The sequence below is a fragment of the Pseudoxanthomonas sp. LjRoot206 genome, from assembly GCF_056175725.1.
On the sequence record NZ_JBGFFI010000005.1, the window covers coordinates 328,002 to 345,775 of the forward strand.

A 17,774-nucleotide genomic window follows, 5' to 3' on the forward strand; every position below is an offset into this window, starting at 1 on the left:
TAGGCTCGCGGCCATGCGCACCATCGACTTCAATTGCGATCTGGGCGAAGACTGCGGCGACGACGCCGCGATCGTTCCCTCCATCAGTTCGGCCAGCATCGCCTGCGGCTTCCACGCCGGGTCGCCGGCGACCATGCAGCGCAGCGTCGCGCTGTGCCTCGCGCACGGCGTGGCCATCGGCGCGCACCCGTCGCATGCGGACCGCGAGAATTTCGGTCGCACCGCACATGCCATCACGCCCGATGAAGCCTATGCACTGACGCTGTACCAGGTCGCCGCACTGGATGGCTTTGTCCGTGCCGCCGGTGGCCGTCTCCACCACGTCAAACCGCATGGCGCCCTCTACAACCAGGCGGCGCGCGATCCCGCCCTCGCCGAGGCCATCGCGCGTGCCGTGCACAACCACGACGCGGGCCTGGTGCTGTACGGCCTGTCGGGCAGCGCATTGACCGCGGCCGGGGAGCGACTCGGCCTGCGGGTCGCCCACGAAGCCTTCGCCGAGCGTCGCTACGAAGGCGACGGTACGCTGACACCGCGTACGCACAGCGACGCCAGCATCGCGGACCTGGCCATCGCCGCCGCGCAGGTCGCGCGGATGCTGGAGGATGGCACGGTGGTCGCGCGCACGGGCGAAGCGGTGCCGCTGCGCGCGGACAGCATCTGCCTGCACGGCGACCGGCCCGGCGCCGCCGCGTTCGCACGCGGACTCCGGCAGACCATCGAATCCAACGGCTTCGCCATCCGCACCATGGAGCGACACGCATGAGTTACTGGCCCCTGCTGGGCATCGTGGTGGTGGTGGCGGGTTTCGTCCTGCGCTTCAACCCGGTCATCGTGGTGGTCACGGCGGGCTTGGTCAGCGGGCTGGCGGCAGGCAAGTCGATTCCCGACCTGCTCGCGCTGCTGGGCGAAAGTTTCGTATCCAACCGCGCCCTGCTGATGTTCGCGCTGACGTTGCCCACCATCGGCCTGCTGGAGCGCGCCGGCCTGCGCGAGCATGCGCTGCGCTGGATCGCGCGGCTGCGCGGGTTGACGCTGTCGCGCCTGCTATCGGGTTACCTGCTGGTGCGGCAGGGCCTGAGCATGGTGGGCCTGATCGACATCGCCGGGCATGCGCAGACCGTGCGTCCGCTGCTCGCACCCATGGCCGAATCCGCCGCGGGCAAGACGCGAAGCCCCTTGTCGCGCGAAGAAACGCAACGCGTGCATGCGATGTCGGCCGCGACCGACAACATCGGGCGCTTCTTCGGCGAGGACGTGTTCCTCGCCTTCGGCGCGGTGCTGCTGATCCAGGGCTTCTACGCGCAGCACGGCATCCAGCTGGAACCGCTGCAGATCGCGCTGTGGGCGTTGCCGACGGCCATCGCCGCCTTCGTCATCCACGCCGTGCGCATCGTGCTGTTCCAGCGCAGGCTGGATCGCGCGACGCCGGCGGCAGAGGAGCGGCCCGATGCTGTCGATTGAGCATTTCTACTGGGTACTGGCGGCCTTCCTCGCCTATGCCGGGTGGCGCAACCTGCGCCAGCGGCGCTATGCGCACGCCGCGTTCTGGAGCCTGATCGCCGCCCTGTTCGCGGGCGGCGACCTCGTGCTGCGCGCCAGCAAGGCCGGCGATGCCTTGCCGGCGCAGCTCGCCGGCGCCGCCGTCCTCGTGCTCGCCCTGCTCGCCACGCGCATGCGGCGCGAGCCATTGGATGAAGCGCCGGAGTCGGAGCGGCTGGCGTCCGCGCTGCGGCTCGGCCACCGGCTGTTCCTGCCGGCGCTGCTGATCCCCGCGTTGACGATCACCGTCGTGCTCGCCGGCCCGCACTTGGCCATCGGCGGCACGCCGCTGTTCGCGCCGACCGGCATGACGCTGGTCGGCCTGGCGCTGGCGTGCGTGATCGCGACCGGCGCGGCGATCGTGGTGACGCGGCAACCGCCGCTGCGGGCAGCCGATGAAGGTCGCCGCCTGCTCGACACAATGGGTTGGGCGGCGCTGCTGCCGCTGGTGCTGGCGACGCTGGGCGGCGTGTTCGCGGCCAGCGGCGTGGGCGAAGCGGTGGCGTCGCTGGTGTCGACGGTGATTCCTGCCGACAACCGCATGGCCTGCCTGCTGGCATTCGCACTAGGCATGGTGGTCTTCACCATCATCATGGGCAATGCATTTGCTGCGTTCCCGGTGATGATGGCCGGCATCGGCCTGCCGCTGCTGGTGCAACGCCACGGCGCCGATCCCGCCGTCCTCGGCGCCATCGGCATGCTGACCGGTTACTGCGGCACGCTGCTCACGCCGATGGCCGCGAACTTCAACATCGTCCCTGCCGTGCTGCTGGAACTGGACGACCAGTACGGCGTGATCCGCGCGCAGGCCGCGACCGGCCTGTGGCTGATGGGCACCAACGTGCTGCTGATGGCATGGCTCTGCTTCCGTTGACCCCGTTCAGAGAAATCCGATGACGACGACGCGTACCGTCCTGCTGACCGGCTTCCAGCCCTTCGGCGGCGAGCAGGTCAATCCCAGCTGGCAGGCGGTCTCCGCGCTGCAGGGTGCGCGCATCGCCGGACATCGCGTGGTGGCGCGCGAGCTGCCCGTGGCCTTCGGCACGTCGCTGAAGGCGCTGCGTGCGGCCCTGAAGGAGACGCAGCCTTCCCTCGTGATCTGCGTCGGCCAGGCCGGCGGCCGGGCGCAGCTGTCGCTGGAGCGGGTGGCGATCAACGTCGACGACGCGCGCATTCCCGACAACGCCGGTGCGCAGCCGGTCGACCTGCCCGTCGTCGACGGCGGTCCTGCCGCCTACTTTTCGACCCTGCCTATCAAGGCCATGCGTGAAGCACTGCGCGCCGCAGGCTTTCCCGCGGAGGTCTCGCAGACCGCCGGCACCTATGTCTGCAATCACGTGTTCTATGGCCTGATGCATGCGGTCCGGGCGCGCCGCGCCCTGCGTGCGGGCTTCATCCATATTCCCTACTCGCCCGCGCAGGCAGCCGTACACCCGGGTGCACCCAGCCTGGCGGTGGATACCGTGGCGGAGGCGCTGCGACTGGCGGTGCAGGTGGCAGTGAAGACACCCCACGATGCCCGCGTCGCGGCGGGCGCGGAGCACTGACCCGACGGGTTGTCGAACCCGGCCCTACACCGCCTGGTCGTCAGGATCGAACCACCTCGGGTATCGCTGCCACCGCCCTACCGAGCGGGAATGGATCGGTCGGCGGACCTGCCAACGGCTGAGCGTCTGCACCTGTCGTACGGTGTCGTGGAAATCCAGGCAGCCGGCATGCCAGGGCAGGCCCGCGAACGCCAGCAGTCGCCGGACCTGCGCCTCGGTATTGGCCACCAGCGACTCGTACCGCACTTCCAGGATCGGCAGCGGCGAGACGGCCTGCCAATGGCGCATCAGGCGCTCCTGGCCTTCCATGAAACAGCGGATATCGTCGAGGTCGGTCGCATGGAGCGACGACGGGGCGAAGCTCTCGCCGAATATCGACAGGGCGACGTCCCGCGGATCGCGCCGGCACCAGACGATGCGCGCATCGGCAAACAGCATCGACAACAGTCCCACATGCGGAACGTTGTAGGGCTGCTTGTCCACCAGCCTCGTCGCCGTGGATGGCGCACCTGCCGCAGCCTCGTCCAGGTAGCGCGCCGCCCTGTCGCGCAACCACGTTTCCTCCACGCCGGCGATGTCCTGCGGCCGCGTCGGGTCGAACCGGGACGCTAGCGCCTGCGCAATGGACGCGATGCCGGTGAGTTCGCCACAACCATGCGCCATCGGGTGCGAGGCCAGTATCTGTTCGACCAGCGTGGTCCCGCTGCGCGGCATCCCCAGCACGAACAGCGGCCTGGTGTCGTGCAATGCCTTGCCCGCACATGCCTGCAGCGCGTCGTGGTCGAATGCGGCCATCGTCTGCTCCAATTGGCGCGCGTAGGCGGCTCGGTCGAACGCACCGTCGATGCGTCGCCGCAGGGCATTCGCCCTCGTCCAGTGGTTGGCTGCAGCGTCGTACGCACCGCGCGCGTCGTCACGCTTGCCGAGCACGTAGTGCAGGTACGCCTGCTCCGGCTCGGGCAGGCTGTTATCGGCCAGCAGTGTTTCCGCTGCCCGCACCACCGGCTCGGGCGTACGCTCGCGCTGAAGCGCCAGCAGGCAGGCCAGCGGATCGCCCCAACCGGGACGCAGCGCATGGGCGCGCTCGTAGGCGGCCGTTGCCCGCGCTGCGTCGCCCAGGTCCTCGTGGATCCAGCCGAGTTCCAGCCACAGCGTCGGCTCGTCGGGAAAATCCGCCACGCCCGCGTCCGCAACCACCAGTGCCTGCGCGGCCGCGCCCGTACGGCGCAAGCACTGTGCGCGGCGCAGGCAGAGCATGCTGTCGGCAGATCGCACATCAGCCGCCACGCGCGCGTACAACGCCAGGGCCTCGGCATGCTGCTCCAGGGCGTAGTGCGTCTCCGCCAGGGCGCGCATCAGCATCGGCTGGTCGGGTGACAGCGCATGGGCCTGCATGAAAGCGGGAAGCGCCTCCGCGTCGCGCCGCGCCTCATAGAGGCTCATGCCCAGCAGATACCAGGGCTCTGCCGCGTCCGGTCGCAGGCGAGTGGCCTGCGTGAAGGCGAAGACCGCTTCGTCTTCGCACCGGTTCATGGCCAACAGCTGTCCCAACTCCATCTGAAGAGCGAAGGTATCGGGCGCCAGTCGGCCGGCCAAGCGCATGGCATCCAGTGCCTCGTCCTCGCGGCCGGCGTGTTGCGCCAGCAAGGCGCGCGCGCGATGCAGCGCGGCATCCTGCGGCGCCCTGTCCAGCAGGACGCCCAGTAAGGACCGCGCTTCGTCCGCGCGCCCGCCACGCAGGTGATCGTAGACGGCCGCCAGATCAGTCATCAGGCAGCCGCCTGAGGTGTTCGACAGACCTGCCGCCGGTCGCACAGCATCTCAGGTGCGCGGCAGCGTCACGCCGGTCTGGCCCTGGTACTTGCCGCCGCGGTCCTTGTAGCTGGTCTCGCAGACGTCGTCCGCATCGGACTGGAAGAACAGCATCTGCGCGACGCCCTCGTTGGCGTAGATGCGCGCCGGCAGCGGCGTGGTGTTGCTGAACTCCAGCGTCACATGGCCTTCCCACTCCGGCTCCAGCGGCGTCACGTTGACGATGATGCCGCAGCGCGCGTACGTGCTCTTGCCCAGGCAGACCACCAGCGTGTCGCGCGGGATGCGGAAGAACTCCACCGTGCGCGCCAGCGCGAAACTGTTCGGCGGGATGATGCATTCGTCCGCTTCGATGTCCACGAAGCTCTTCGGGTCGAAGTGCTTCGGGTCGACGATGGTGGAGTTGATGTTGGTGAACACCTTGAACTCGCGCGAGCAGCGCACGTCGTAGCCGTAGCTGGACGTGCCGTAGCTGACGATGCGCTGGCCGTTGGCCTGCTTGACCTGTCCCGGTTCGAACGGCTCGATCATGCCCTGCTGCTCGGCCATGCGGCGGATCCAACGGTCGCTCTTGATGCTCATGCAAATCCTGGTGTGGTGGGCGAAGGCCGCGCGGACGATGCGCGGCGGACGGGGAATTGTAGGGCGGGCCTCGGCCCGCCGTCTGCGCCGGCCGGCTAGACCAGCGAGGACACGATGGACAAGGGCGCACGCGGGCGCTGGGCCAGCGTCGCGGCCATGACCCGAGCGGTCTGACGGTAGGCCTGCGCCACTCGCGAGTCGGGCGCGGCGACCACAACCGGCCGGCCGGCATCGCCCTGCTCGCGGATCGCGATGTCCAGCGGCAGCGAGCCCAGCAGCGGCACGCCGTACTGCGCCGCCATCCGTTCGCCCCCGCCCTGGCCGAACAGGTGTTCGACATGGCCGCAGCTGGAACAGGTGTGGACCGCCATGTTCTCGACGATGCCCAGCACCGGCACCTCGACCTTCTCGAACATCTTCAACGCCTTCTTGGCGTCCAGCGTGGCGATGTCCTGCGGCGTGGTGACGATGACCGCGCCGGCGACCGGGATCTTCTGCGCCAGGGTCAGCTGGATGTCGCCCGTGCCCGGCGGCAGATCCACCAGCAGGTAGTCCAGGTCGCCCCAGACAGTGTCGGTGAACAGCTGCATCAACGCCGAGGTGGCCATCGGGCCGCGCCAGATCATCGGGGTATCTTGGTCGACCAGCAGGCCGATCGACATGGCTTCCACCCCGAACGCCCGCATCGGCTCGATGGACTTGTTGTCGAGACTCTCCGGACGCCCCGACAGGCCCAGCATGGCCGGCACGCTGGGTCCGTAGACGTCCGCGTCCAGCACGCCGACCCGGGCGCCTTCGGCCGCCAGCGCCAGCGCCAGGTTCACCGAAGTGGTCGACTTCCCCACCCCGCCCTTGCCGGAGCCGACCGCGATGACGTTGCGGACACGGGGGTGCGGCGACAGAGTCCCCTGGACGGCGTGGGAGGCGATGCGGGAGACGAGCGAGAGCGAGGCCAATCGCTCCCCGCGCGCTTCCAGGACATCGGCGACCAGCGATTCGGTGCCTTGCTTGAAGCTGCCCAGCGGAAAGCCGGCCTGTAAGGAAACCTCGACTCCCGACGGACCTCGCGAAGCGTTCCAAAGCAGCCCCTTGTTCAGCTTTTCGGGCAAGTCCGGCAATGTGATTTGAGACAGATATTCCAATTCCGAGTCCACTCAAGATAATTTTTGTGACCTACTTCACATTTCACGCGGTAACGGATGTAACATCTTTTTGTGCTATGGGCGCAGACGTTAATCCCATGTTAACGTCGAGTCACGAGGACGTTTACGTGCGGCCGGGGCTGATGGATCAGCCAATTGGGGGTCGCATCCATTGACAGTTTAGGGGATTCATCACATGTCAGTTCGCAATACGAATGCGCTCAAGCGCAGCCGCCTGAGCGCGGCTCTGATCGCCACCCTCGTTGTGCCGTTCTCCGGCGCTGCTTTGGCGCAGGACGGCAACCAAGAGGCTCAGACCACTGCACCTTCGTCGGGATCTACCGCAACGCTGGACAAGGTCACCGTGACCGGCTCGCGCATCAAGCGCACCGAAATCGAAGGCCCCTCGCCGGTGACCGTCATCACCTCGGCCCAGATCGAGCGTGAAGGCTTCAACACCGTCTACGACGCGTTGAATACCCTCACCCAGGCTGGCGGTGCGGCTCAGAACGAAATCTTCCAGGGCGGTTTCACGCCGAATGCCAGCGTTATCAACCTTCGTGGCCTCGGCCCCGGCCGCACCCTGCTGCTGATCAACGGCCGCCGCGCAGCCGACTATCCGCTGCCTTATAACGGACAGAGCAACTTCGCGAACTTCGGCAACATCCCCGCCGCGGCGGTGGACCGCATCGAATTGCTTGCCGGTGGCGCTTCCGCCATCTACGGCTCTGACGCGGTCGCAGGCGTGATCAACGTAATCCTGAAGACGAACTTCGAAGGCGACATCTTGAAGGTCCGTGGCAGCACGACCACTCGCGGCGGCGGCGACGTCGGCGATGTCCAGTGGATCGGCGGGAAGACCGGCGAGAACTGGAGCGTCACCTACGCAGCCGAGTACTACAACAGCGAGCCGCTGTACGCCTTCCAGCGTGAGTTCATGGATTCCTCGCTCGATAACCCGTTGCCGCCGGATTTCGTCGGCATCCAGCCGACCGGCACCATGCGTGTGCGTCGCCGCACCGGTTCGACGGCTGGCTCGTATTTCGCGCCGCCGGCAGGTGCGTGTGAGCAACTCGGTGACGAGTGGGTGCGCTGGAACTACCGCTCTGCCACTGCTACGGGTGTCATCACCAATCTCGGCCAAGCTTGCGGCTCGTTCAAGGACGTGGCCTACCAGACCATCCGGAACGGCAACAGCGATCTGTCCGGTTACATCTTCGGCACGTACGACTTCGAGAACGACATGCAAGCTTGGGGCAGCTTGCAGGCCTGGACCTCCAAGGCCAAGTACGGTGCCGGCACCCAGTTCTGGGGTGGCCGGACCGTCGGTGCTCTGTGGTTCGACGAGGGATTCAATGCGCTGGTCGATGCGCAGCGCGTCTTCACCCCGCAAGAAGCCGGCGGCGTGGAAAACCTGCTGGCCAAGAATGACGAGAAGTCCTATGACCTCGCTTTCGGCCTGCGCGGCACCATCGCCGATCGCTTTGACTGGGACGTGACTCTGTCGCGCGCAGAGTATCGGGTGAAGGTGGACCGTCCGCGTCTGCTGTCCACCGCCGTGAACGACTGGTTCCTCGGTCCGCAGCTCCGTACGCAGGTCGTCGGAGGCGTGACATACCCCGTCTATCGCCTCAACCAATCGCGCTACTACTCGGCGCTGACCCCGGAACAGTTCGCCGCGCTCAATACCGTGGTCAAGACCGACGCAGAATCTTTCGTTAACCAAGGTTCGTTCACCATCGCCGGTGACCTGTTCGAACTGCCAGCTGGACCGCTGGCTTTCGCAGCGGTGCTGGAAGCATCGCAGCAGGAGTACACGCTTACCGCCGATCCGCGCATCCTGCCCGACTACACCGGCACGGACCGTCCGTACAACCTGACCGGCACCGGCGGCGGCGGCGACCGCGATCGCTACGCGCTCGGCGTGGAGTTCTCGATCCCGATCTTCTCGATGCTCAAGGCGAGTGTCGCCGGCCGCTACGACAAGTACGACGACATCACTTCGGTCGATGATGCCAAGACCTGGAACGCCGGCCTCGAGTTCCGTCCGCTGGACAGCCTGCTGTTCCGTGCCTCGTACTCCACCAGCTTCCGTGCGCCGGACATGCACTATGTGTTCGCCGAGCGCAGTGGCTCGTTCAGCGCCGTGTTCGACACCCGGCGGTGCCTCGAAAGCGGCCGTACTGCGGCGCAGTGCCCGACCAGCGACACCACCATCAACTACACGTCGTTCGGTGTCCGCCAGGGCACGACCGACCTGACCGAAGAGACGGGCAAGTCCTGGACCGCCGGTGTGGTGTGGGACATCATGGACGGCCTGTCCGTCAGCGCGGACTACTACCACATCGAACTGGAAGATGCGGTCGCCGACATCACCACGGCGTACATCCTCGACGGTGAAGCCGGCTGCGTCACGGGTTTGACCCGGAATCGCCAGCCCTTCACGCTCGGCGCACCTGGCTCCGCGTTCTGCAACGACATGCTGTCGCGTGTCAGCCGCTTGAGCGCTCCGGGCACGCCGAACGATGGCCAGATCACCGAAATCCGCCGCGGCCCGATCAACCGCGCGTTCCTCGGAACCAAGGGCATCGACGCCACGCTGGACTATCGTCTGGACACCGATCGCCTCGGCGACTTCCGTCTGCAGTTGGGCTACTCGCACACGCTGGAACAGACCACCTCGCAGTTCAAGGGTGATCCGATCCTGGACTACCGCGACGACCTGACCAACTTCGACTTCCGCAGCCGCGTCCGTGCGACGGCGACCTGGCAGAAGAACGACTGGCAGGCCGCAGTGTTCGCCCTGCGTTACGGTAGCCTGCCGAACTGGCAGGAAACCGGCCGCATCGCTCCGTACATCGTCTACAACATGAGCGTGGGCAAGCAGGTCACCGAAAAGCTCGGCGTGAACTTCTACGTCAACAACGTCTTCGACAAGGTCCATCCGCGTGACGACGGGTACAACACTTACCCGTACTTCTGGCGTGCCTTCAGCCCGATCGGGCGCGAAGTGGCGCTTGAGCTGGAATACAAGTTCAACTGATAGTGAGCTGATAAGCGTTAAAAAAGCCCGGCCTCGCGCCGGGCTTTTTTTGCGTCGAATTTTGTTGCAATTGCAACAAAATTTCGGTCGGAAACTCGCCAAAGCGACTTGAATGAGCGGAAATTGTGATACTTGTCACTCTTTGTGCAGTAATCTGGGTAACGCATCCATCTGTTACGACCACCACTGTTAATCGCATGTTAGTTTTCGAGTGACAGGACGTTTATGTGCGGTAAGGGCAAAGGACACGTTCGCTGGGGACCGCATCACCTATCGACATTTTGGGGATTCACTACATGTCAGTTCGCAATCCGAGTGCGCTCAAGCGCAGCCGCCTGAGCGCGGCATTGATCACCGCCTTGGTGGTGCCATTCGCAGGAAGCGCTTTCGCGCAAGATGCCGACTCGACCACGGACGAGTCGCAGCAGCAGAGCACCGCTACGCTGGACAAGGTGACCGTCACCGGCTCACGCATCAAGCGCGCGGAAGTGGAAGGTCCTGCACCCGTCACCGTGATCACGGCCGCCGAGATCGAACGCGAAGGCTTCGCCACCGTCTACGACGCGCTGAACTCGCTTACCCAGAACACCGCATCAATCCAGAACGAACTGAACCAGAACGGGTTCACGCCCAACGCCAGCTTCCTGAATCTGCGAGGTTTAGGCCCGGGCTATCAGCTGATCCTGATCAACGGTCGCCGCGCGGCCGACTATCCCCTGCCCTACAACTCCCAATCCAATGCGGTGAACCTGGCCAACATCCCGGCCGCTGCATTGGAGCGCGTCGAAGTCCTGACCGGTGGTGCATCGGCGATCTACGGTTCCGACGCGGTGGCCGGCGTCGTCAATCTGATCATGAAGACGAACTACGAAGGCGACCAGTTCAGCCTCCGCGCGGGCACGACCACGCAAGGCGGTGGCGACTCGGGCCGCTTCCAGTGGATCGGCGGCAAGACCGGCGACAATTGGAGCGTCGTCTATGCATTCGAAGCCGTCGAACGTGAAGCCATCTTCGCCTCGCAGCGCAAGTTCATGGACTCGTACTTTGACGAACCGGGCGTGGATCCGGATGACGTCAATGCCGTCGAAGGCTTGCTTGTATTCGATATTGCCAACAGCAACCGTGTCTTTCCGGACGGAGGCGAGGCTACCTGCGCCCGGTTCAGCGAGTTCCAAGCGTACTACTTCGAAACTTCGTCGGTTTACACCGGACCGCGCTGCGGCTACTTCGGCTATCCCGCGACTCAGGCGATCCGGAACTCGGACAGCAACCAGTCCGGATATCTGTACGGTACTTTCGACTTCGACAACGGATTGCAGGGCTGGGCGCAGCTGAGCGCCTCCCGCTCAAAGGCCACTTTCGCGAGTGCCACCCAGTTCTGGTCCAGCTCTGATTTCTTCGACCCGAACCTGGAGTCGGACTTCACCGGTCCCGGCGGCGGTGCATTCGTCAATCTGCAGCGCATCTTCACGCCTGCCGAAGTCGGCGGCCCGGGTGCACAGAACGCGACATCCGACGAGCGTGCGTTCGACGTCGCGTTCGGCCTGCGCGGCACCATGCTCTCGGATCGCTTCGACTGGGATGCGACGGTGTCCCGGGCGGAATACAGAATCGAGACGCGGCGCCCGCGCTTTCTCGCCAACAGACTCACCGAGTATTTCCTGGGCGAACAGCAGGGCTTCGACCCATACTTCGATGCCTACCCGGTCTACGAGCTGAATCAGGCACGTTTCTTCAATCCGATCGATGCCGCGACATTCCAGTCGTTGAACACCACCCTGATTGGCAAGGCCGAATCCGACGTCACCCAAGCGAATTTCACCGTGTCGGGCGACCTCTTCGAGCTGCCGGCGGGTGCATTCGGCGCCGCAGCAGTCATCGAAGCGGCCCGTCAGAGCTATGAACTGACGCCCGATCCGCGCACGTTGCCTGGCTACACCGGCAACGAGCCCATCTATAACTATTCCGATACGGGCGGCGGTGGCGAGCGTGACCGCTACGCACTGGGCCTGGAGTTCAGCATCCCGATTCTCGACAGCCTGAAAGCGAGCGTGGCCGGCCGCTACGATAAGTACGACGACGTCACCAACGTGGACGACGCAGTCACCTGGCAGGTCGGCCTTGAGTGGCGTCCTGTCGAAAGCCTGCTCTTCCGCGGCAGCCACGGCACCAGTTTCCGCGCCCCCGACATGCACTATGTGTACGCGGGCGAGTCGGGCTTCTTCACCTCGATCGTCGATGAATACCGTTGCCGGCGTGATGGCTTGAATCCGCAGGGCACAGCCTGCTCGAGCGACGCCGATTACAACTATCAGGTGCAGGGCATCCGCCGCGGCAGCACTGACCTAGAGGAAGAAGAAGGCAAGTCCACGACGTTCGGCGTGGTCTGGGACATCACCGACCAGATGTCGATCAGCGCGGACTGGTACGACATCGAACTGACCGGCGGTGTGGACGACATCTTCACGTCCTACCTGTTCCGCGAAGAAGCGTCCTGCCTGCTGGTCACCGATCGCGCCGGCAACAGCGTCGATCAGAACTCTGCCGCCTGCCAGTTCTTCACCGGCCTGGTCACCCGTACCGACTCGCCCTTCCGCGACAACCAGGTCGACGAGTACAGGTCCTTCCCGGTCAACCAGTCGCTCAGCCGTACCAGCGGCATCGACGTGAACTTCAAGTACGGGCTTGATACGGATCGTCTGGGCGATTTCGATTTCGAACTTGCCTGGACCCACGTTCTAAAGAAGGAAATCGAGCTGTTCCCCGGCGACGGCATCATCGATGACCGCGACGACCTGGTGAACCAGCGCACCCTGAACTTCCGCAGCCGCTTCAACTGGAGCGCGAGTTGGCAGCTGGACGACTGGGCGGCCAACGTCAACGGCTACCGCCTGGGTTCCCTGCCCCTCGGCGATCCGGACAAGGGCCGCGGCGGCAGCTTCGTAATCTGGAATGCCGGCGTATCGAAGGAAATCACAGACAAGGCGACCGTGTCGTTCCAGGTCCAGAACCTGCTCGACAAGAAGCCATTGTTTGACGAGGATCTGGCGTATCCCTTCTTCTGGAGCACCTACTACTCCGGCGTCATCGGCCGCGAAGTGTTCGTGCAGTTCAGCTACAAGCTGCGCTGAGGCCTGTTCCATGCTGTGATGCAGGGGAGCCCGGGAAACCGGGCTCCTTTTTCTCTCAGGTTTGCCGTGCTGGCGCAGCCAAACCTTCGGAATGGAGCAATGCGATCAGAGGCTGCAGATCATCGGCATAGCGGCGCCACCGATCCTGGGCATCGCGATGCAGCGTGCCGCGGACCTGCGCTGCACTGGCAGTGGCCACGGGCGCGGCGTTGCGTTCGAACCGAAGGCATTGCGGCTGCCAGTCGAGTCCACAGAAGTCCAGCAGTCGCCGGGTCTGGTGCTCCTGGTCCGAAATGAGGTCTTCGTAGTCGATCCACAGGATGCGATCGCCCAGCAGGCGCTCGAAATACTGCATCAGCCGGTCGAACCTCACGAAGTATCGTCCCGTCTCGACCAAGTCGAAAGAGTAGCCGTGGTAGGGAGACGCTGGCGAGAAAAGTTGTCGGAAGTTGGAGAGACACGTATCCAGGGGATTCCGTCGCACCCCGATGATTCTTGCCCTGGGAAGGGCACTGGCGATCATTCCCAGATAGAGGAAATTGTGGGGGTGCTTGTCGACGAAGCGCGGGAAGCTTCCGGTCAATGGCCTGGTGCTATCGATGTAGCCCGCGCCGAGCGCTTCCCAATCGAGCGGCCTCGCAGCCAGTACGGTATCCGCGTCGATCAGGCGGGGCGTTTTTGTACGCCCCGCACGCTTGACCAGGGAGGGAAAATTGAGCACTTCGCCAATCGACTGCACCGAGGAATGGCTCGACAGGATGCGATCAACCAACGTGGTACCCGTGCGAGGCATGCCGACGACGAAGATGGGTTCCTCGCTTGGGTATCCGATCGCACTGCCTGCGCTGGCGAATTCGGTCGCAAGTGCATCGAAACACGCGTGATCGACTTGCGTACCGAAGCGTAGAAGTGCCTTGCCGGTTGTCTTGCCCGCGGTGAAATGGCGGAAGGCGCTCGCATAGTGACCGATGTCCTCATATTCCTTTCCCAGCGCCAGATGGAGGTACATCCTGCTCGCGGCATCGCGTGTCCCCTCAAGGCTTGCTGTCAGACGCTGGATGTTGTTCACCTTCGGTGTCCACTTCTTCAGCTGCGCCAGACCCAGGTGTGCCTGCGCATGAGCAGGCTGGCGAACCAGCACCTGGCGGTAGGCCGCCTCCGCAGCCTGAAGATCCCCATTGAACAACGAGGTAGTGGCATGGTTGAAGACGTTGCGCGTGTCCTCCGGGAGAAGTTCGAGCGCTCGGGCACTCAAGCGACTCGCAGACTCGTATGCATTGGCCCTAGCGAAGATCACGGAGAGTTGCTGACAGGTCGACGCGTTGCTCCATGCCAGGGGCACGGCCTCATGCGCCAGCGCCAGCGCCTGTTGGGGAGAGCGGGCCTGGGAAATGGCGCGCGCCGCCTGCAGCAGGAGGTCGACGTCACCTGGCTTGAGCTCCGCGGCCTTCTGGGAATGCGTCAGCGCCTCCTCAAGCGAGCCGGTTGCCAGCGCGGCGACCGAAAGCAGATGGTGAACACGCGGCAGCTCCGGATTCGCCACTACCAACGCCCTTAACACCGGCAGCGCACGTTGCCAGTCGCCCCTGTTTGACGCCTCAACCGCGATGAGGTACTGGCGAGCCGCCCAGGTTTTTGCTTCGCTGGCCGAGCCGTGGGTTTCAGACATGAAATAGGCGGCCCAAGTCACGTGTTTGCAGGACTGCATCTTACAGTCGCGCGCTCCGGTCGGTGGCGGCCAACCTGCCGTGGCAAGGCCCAGCACATGGGCCCTGTGCCCACGCTAGGCTGGTTCCGCCCACGGCCCCACGCCGCGCCAGGAGGTGTCAATGGCCGAAATTTTCCTGCTAAAGTCGGCATCCAGTCACGCTACAGCAGGCGTGCCGCGATGGCAGGAAGTCGCCGTCGCCGAGCTGTTTTCATCCGGGGCGATTTTTAATTGGGGGAGTAATGAAGAAATCCTTACTTGCGACATCGATGCTGGCGCTTGCGTGCGTGCTGGCGGTGCCTGGGCAGGCGGCGACACTCCAGTCGGTGCGTGACTTCGTCTCGCATCCCGCTTACGGCACAGTGAAGATCTCGCCCAATGGCGAGTACCTTGCCGTCACGGTCGACAAGGGCGAGCAGGATGTCCTCGCCGTCATGCGCACCAGCGACTTGAAGCTGGTCAAAGTCAATCAGTTGCCCGACAGCAAGAGCGTAGGCAGTTTCTACTGGGTCAGTCCCGATCGCCTGATGTTCAACGCGATCAAGAAGCTGGGGGGCTACGCACAGCCCTTCAATACCGGCGAGTGGTTCGCCGTGAACGCCGACGGCAGTCAGCCGCGCCCGCTGATCTTCTACGGAACGCGCGATGCGACCCAGCGCGGCAAGACCGTGGGTTCAGAGCGGTTCTCGCTGCTGGACACGCTGCGCGACGATGACCAGAACGTCATCATGCAGGCCACCAGCCCGCGATCTTCGGAGGGCGTGGGTACCGAGGTCTATCGCATGGACACGCTGAGCGGGCGCCGCATTTCCCTGGGCCGCGCGCCCAAGGAGAACTGCAGCATCGCGCTGGACGCCGGCAAGCAGCCGCGGTTTGCTGTCTGCTCGTCCAGCAAGGATGAAGAAGGCGAGTACGACGAGCGCACCGAACTGTATAGGCGCGATGATAAGGGTTGGACGCTGGTCAACGCCTCCAAGTCGGGCGGCAAACACCTTTCGGTGATCCGTACGACCGTGACCGGCACTGTTTATGCAGAACAGGACGATGGCAAATCCCCTGCGGCTGTTGGCACGCTTAGCACCGCGACCGGTGAGTTCACGCCCTTGTTCCAGGACAAGATTGCCGAGGTATCCGACTACATCTGGTCCACCGACGAATCCACGCTGGTCGGCGTCGTTACCGAGGCCGGTGCTCCCGCCGTCAAGCTGATTGACGAGAACAGCCCGGACGCCGAAATCTATGCATCGCTGGCAGGTGCGTTCGAAGGACAGATGGTCGACTTCGCGAGCCAGACGCAGGACGGCAAGAAGATCATTGTCAGCGTATACAGCGACAGCAATCCCGGCGAGCTCTACCTCTACGATCGCGACACCGGCAAGGCGCGGTTCTTGATGCAACGCAAGCCGGAACTCGACAAGAAGAAGATGGCCTCGGTGAAGCCCTTCAACTTCACCTCGCGCGACGGCAAGCTTGTACACGGCTACCTCACCCTGCCGCACGGGTCCAACGGCAAGAATCTGCCCCTGATCGTCAACCCACATGGCGGCCCGATCGGCCCGCGCGACAACTGGGGCTTCAACTGGGAAGCGCAACTGCTGGCCAGTCGTGGCTACGCCGTGCTGCAGGTCAACTACCGCGGCTCGGGTGGATACGGCAAGGCGTTCCAGGACGCTGGGCACCTGCAGTGGGGACAGGGCATCCAGAACGACATCATCGATGCCACGCAGTGGGCTATCGGCCAAGGTTATGCCGACAAGGACCGCATCTGCATCTACGGCGGCAGTTTCGGCGGCTATTCCTCGCTGATGGCCCCCATCCGCGCGCCCGGCCTGTTCCAGTGCACCTTCGGCTATGTCGGCGTGTATGACGTGGACATGATGTTCAAGAAAGGCGACATCCCCGAACGCGAATCCGGTCAGCGCTATCTTCGCCGCACGCATGGCAGCGACACGAAGTCATGGGCCGAGAATTCACCGGCGCGCCGCGCTGGCGAGGTGAAGATTCCGGTCTACCTCGCAGCGGGTGCACGCGACGTGCGCACTCCGCCGGAGCAGACCGAGTTGATGAACAAGGCGCTGATCGCGGCCGGCAATCCGCCGGAGGGCATGATCATCCAGTCGGGTGAAATGCATGGTTTCTACGATGTCGAGAATCGTGTGAAGCTCTACACCACCATGCTGGACTTCTTCTCCCGCCACATCGGTGGAACCGTGACGGTCGGCGCTCCCAGCAAGGGCAACTGACCCGCACATATGGCGTTGTCGACGGCCGGCCCATCGGGGTCGGCCGTTTTTCTTTCCATTGCCCCATCGTGACTTTCGATACGGGCATGCACGCCGGCGAATTCACAGAATGGTCGGCACTCACTCGGGGAAAAGGACATTCATGAAGCCGCTCAACACCATGATCATGCTGGCGTCCCTGTGCCTACCGGTCGCGACGCAGGGCGTGATGGCGCAGAACGTGGCCGCACCGGATCCGACCCAGGACAGGCTGATGCTGTCGGCAGGATTTCTGTCGGCGCACCCCGACCTGCGTTACCGCCTGCATGGCATGGAGGAATTCAAGCAAGGGCGGTACGAAGATGCGCTGAAGTTCTTCCAACGGGCTGCGTTCTATGCGGACAAGCCGTCGCAGGGCATGGTGGCCGAAATGCTCTGGAACGGCCAAGGCGCGCCCAAGGACTTGGCACTCGCCTACGCATGGATGGACCTTGCGGCAGAGAGGGGCTACGCGGGTTTTCTCGGCCTGCGCGAGCGCTACTGGAGCGCACTGAGTGACGCCGAGCGCCAGCGCGCGCTGGAAGAGGGCGCAGCGCTGTACGCCAAGTACGGCGACGAGGCGGCGCAGCCGCGCATCGCAACCGTCCTGCGCCGCGAACGGAAGAAGATCACCGGCAGCCGCACGGGCTTCACGGGCAACGTGCAGATCTATGTGCCCGGACCGAACGGGTTCGAGCAGATCGATGGCAGCAAGTTCTTCGACGAGAAATACTGGGATCCGAAGCAGTACCAGGCTTGGCATGACAACGTCTGGATGAAGCCCCGCATCGGCCGCGTGAGCGTGGGCGACGTGGAACAGCTCCCCGCCCCCCAACCCGCCTCCCGCATCCCCGGCGCGAATCCCGATGTGGATGCGAAAGAGCCGGAAACACCTGAACGGAGCGACAGCGAACTCGGCACGCGAAAGGACGGATGAGCCCTTCCATACCCCACCGGATGCGGTATAACAGCGTCATCCCGCCGGTCGTCGCCGGCGGGGCTGACC

12 protein-coding genes are annotated in these 17,774 nt (G+C 64.5%); 8 read left to right on the forward strand and 4 right to left on the reverse strand.

From position 1 onward, the window contains the following. The first annotated feature begins 13 nt into the window (after positions 1 to 13). From AC04MD_RS16985 to pcp, 4 genes are read left to right on the forward strand one after another with little or no spacing between them, the layout of a single operon-like run. Positions 14 to 766 (forward strand): 5-oxoprolinase subunit PxpA, encoded by a 753-nt coding sequence (locus AC04MD_RS16985; protein ID WP_475498444.1) that lies wholly within the window; start codon positions 14 to 16, stop codon positions 764 to 766. Beyond that, on the forward strand, positions 763 to 1,464 hold the full coding sequence (locus AC04MD_RS16990; RefSeq protein ID WP_475498445.1) for a DUF969 domain-containing protein: 702 nt from the start codon (positions 763 to 765) through the stop codon (positions 1,462 to 1,464). Before AC04MD_RS16985 ends, AC04MD_RS16990 begins: the two co-directional genes overlap by 4 nt. Further along, complete coding sequence (locus AC04MD_RS16995; RefSeq protein WP_475498446.1) at positions 1,451 to 2,416, forward strand: DUF979 domain-containing protein; 966 nt, start codon at positions 1,451 to 1,453, stop codon at positions 2,414 to 2,416. The genes AC04MD_RS16990 and AC04MD_RS16995 overlap by 14 nt, the downstream gene beginning before the upstream one ends. Positions 2,417 to 2,435: 19 nt before the next feature. Then, the gene (pcp, locus tag AC04MD_RS17000; protein WP_475498447.1) at positions 2,436 to 3,089 is read left to right on the forward strand and encodes a pyroglutamyl-peptidase I; all 654 of its coding nucleotides are present in this window, start codon (positions 2,436 to 2,438) and stop codon (positions 3,087 to 3,089) included. 24 nt (positions 3,090 to 3,113) lie between these two features. On the opposite strand, the gene AC04MD_RS17005 is transcribed toward pcp, so the two are convergent. The 3 genes from AC04MD_RS17005 to apbC all read right to left on the reverse strand — a co-directional run bounded on the left by AC04MD_RS17005 (position 3,114) and on the right by apbC (position 6,592). Next, positions 3,114 to 4,859, reverse strand: coding sequence for a tetratricopeptide repeat-containing sulfotransferase family protein (locus AC04MD_RS17005; RefSeq protein WP_475498448.1), 1,746 nt, complete (start codon positions 4,857 to 4,859; stop codon positions 3,114 to 3,116). A 51-nt stretch (positions 4,860 to 4,910) separates the two neighbouring features. After that, a complete protein-coding gene (dcd, locus tag AC04MD_RS17010) occupies positions 4,911 to 5,483 on the reverse strand; it encodes a dCTP deaminase (protein WP_187573005.1) in 573 nt (190 codons plus the stop codon). Between the two features lie 95 nt (positions 5,484 to 5,578). Continuing rightward, entirely contained in the window at positions 5,579 to 6,592 is a 1,014-nt protein-coding gene (gene apbC / locus AC04MD_RS17015) for an iron-sulfur cluster carrier protein ApbC (protein ID WP_475498449.1), read from the reverse strand. A gap of 229 nt (positions 6,593 to 6,821) precedes the next feature. Here apbC and AC04MD_RS17020 point away from each other — a divergent pair, with 229 nt between their 5' ends. Next, complete coding sequence (locus AC04MD_RS17020; RefSeq protein WP_475498450.1) at positions 6,822 to 9,668, forward strand: TonB-dependent receptor plug domain-containing protein; 2,847 nt, start codon at positions 6,822 to 6,824, stop codon at positions 9,666 to 9,668. A 296-nt stretch (positions 9,669 to 9,964) separates the two neighbouring features. Next, on the forward strand, positions 9,965 to 12,799 hold the full coding sequence (locus AC04MD_RS17025; protein WP_475498451.1) for a TonB-dependent receptor plug domain-containing protein: 2,835 nt from the start codon (positions 9,965 to 9,967) through the stop codon (positions 12,797 to 12,799). A 55-nt stretch (positions 12,800 to 12,854) separates the two neighbouring features. Here the strand turns inward: AC04MD_RS17025 and AC04MD_RS17030 are convergent, their stop codons facing one another. Next, positions 12,855 to 14,468 carry a tetratricopeptide repeat-containing sulfotransferase family protein gene (locus tag AC04MD_RS17030; protein WP_475498452.1) on the reverse strand — a complete coding sequence of 538 codons (1,614 nt, stop codon included), beginning with the start codon at positions 14,466 to 14,468 and terminating at the stop codon, positions 12,855 to 12,857. Between the two features lie 281 nt (positions 14,469 to 14,749). On the opposite strand from AC04MD_RS17030, the gene AC04MD_RS17035 reads away from it, so the two are divergent. Both AC04MD_RS17035 and AC04MD_RS17040 read left to right on the forward strand, forming a co-directional pair. Further along, positions 14,750 to 16,750 carry an alpha/beta hydrolase family protein gene (locus AC04MD_RS17035; protein WP_475498453.1) on the forward strand — a complete coding sequence of 667 codons (2,001 nt, stop codon included), beginning with the start codon at positions 14,750 to 14,752 and terminating at the stop codon, positions 16,748 to 16,750. 58 nt (positions 16,751 to 16,808) lie between these two features. Beyond that, on the forward strand, positions 16,809 to 17,705 hold the full coding sequence (locus AC04MD_RS17040; RefSeq protein ID WP_475498454.1) for a hypothetical protein: 897 nt from the start codon (positions 16,809 to 16,811) through the stop codon (positions 17,703 to 17,705). The last annotated feature ends 69 nt before the right edge of the window (positions 17,706 to 17,774 follow it).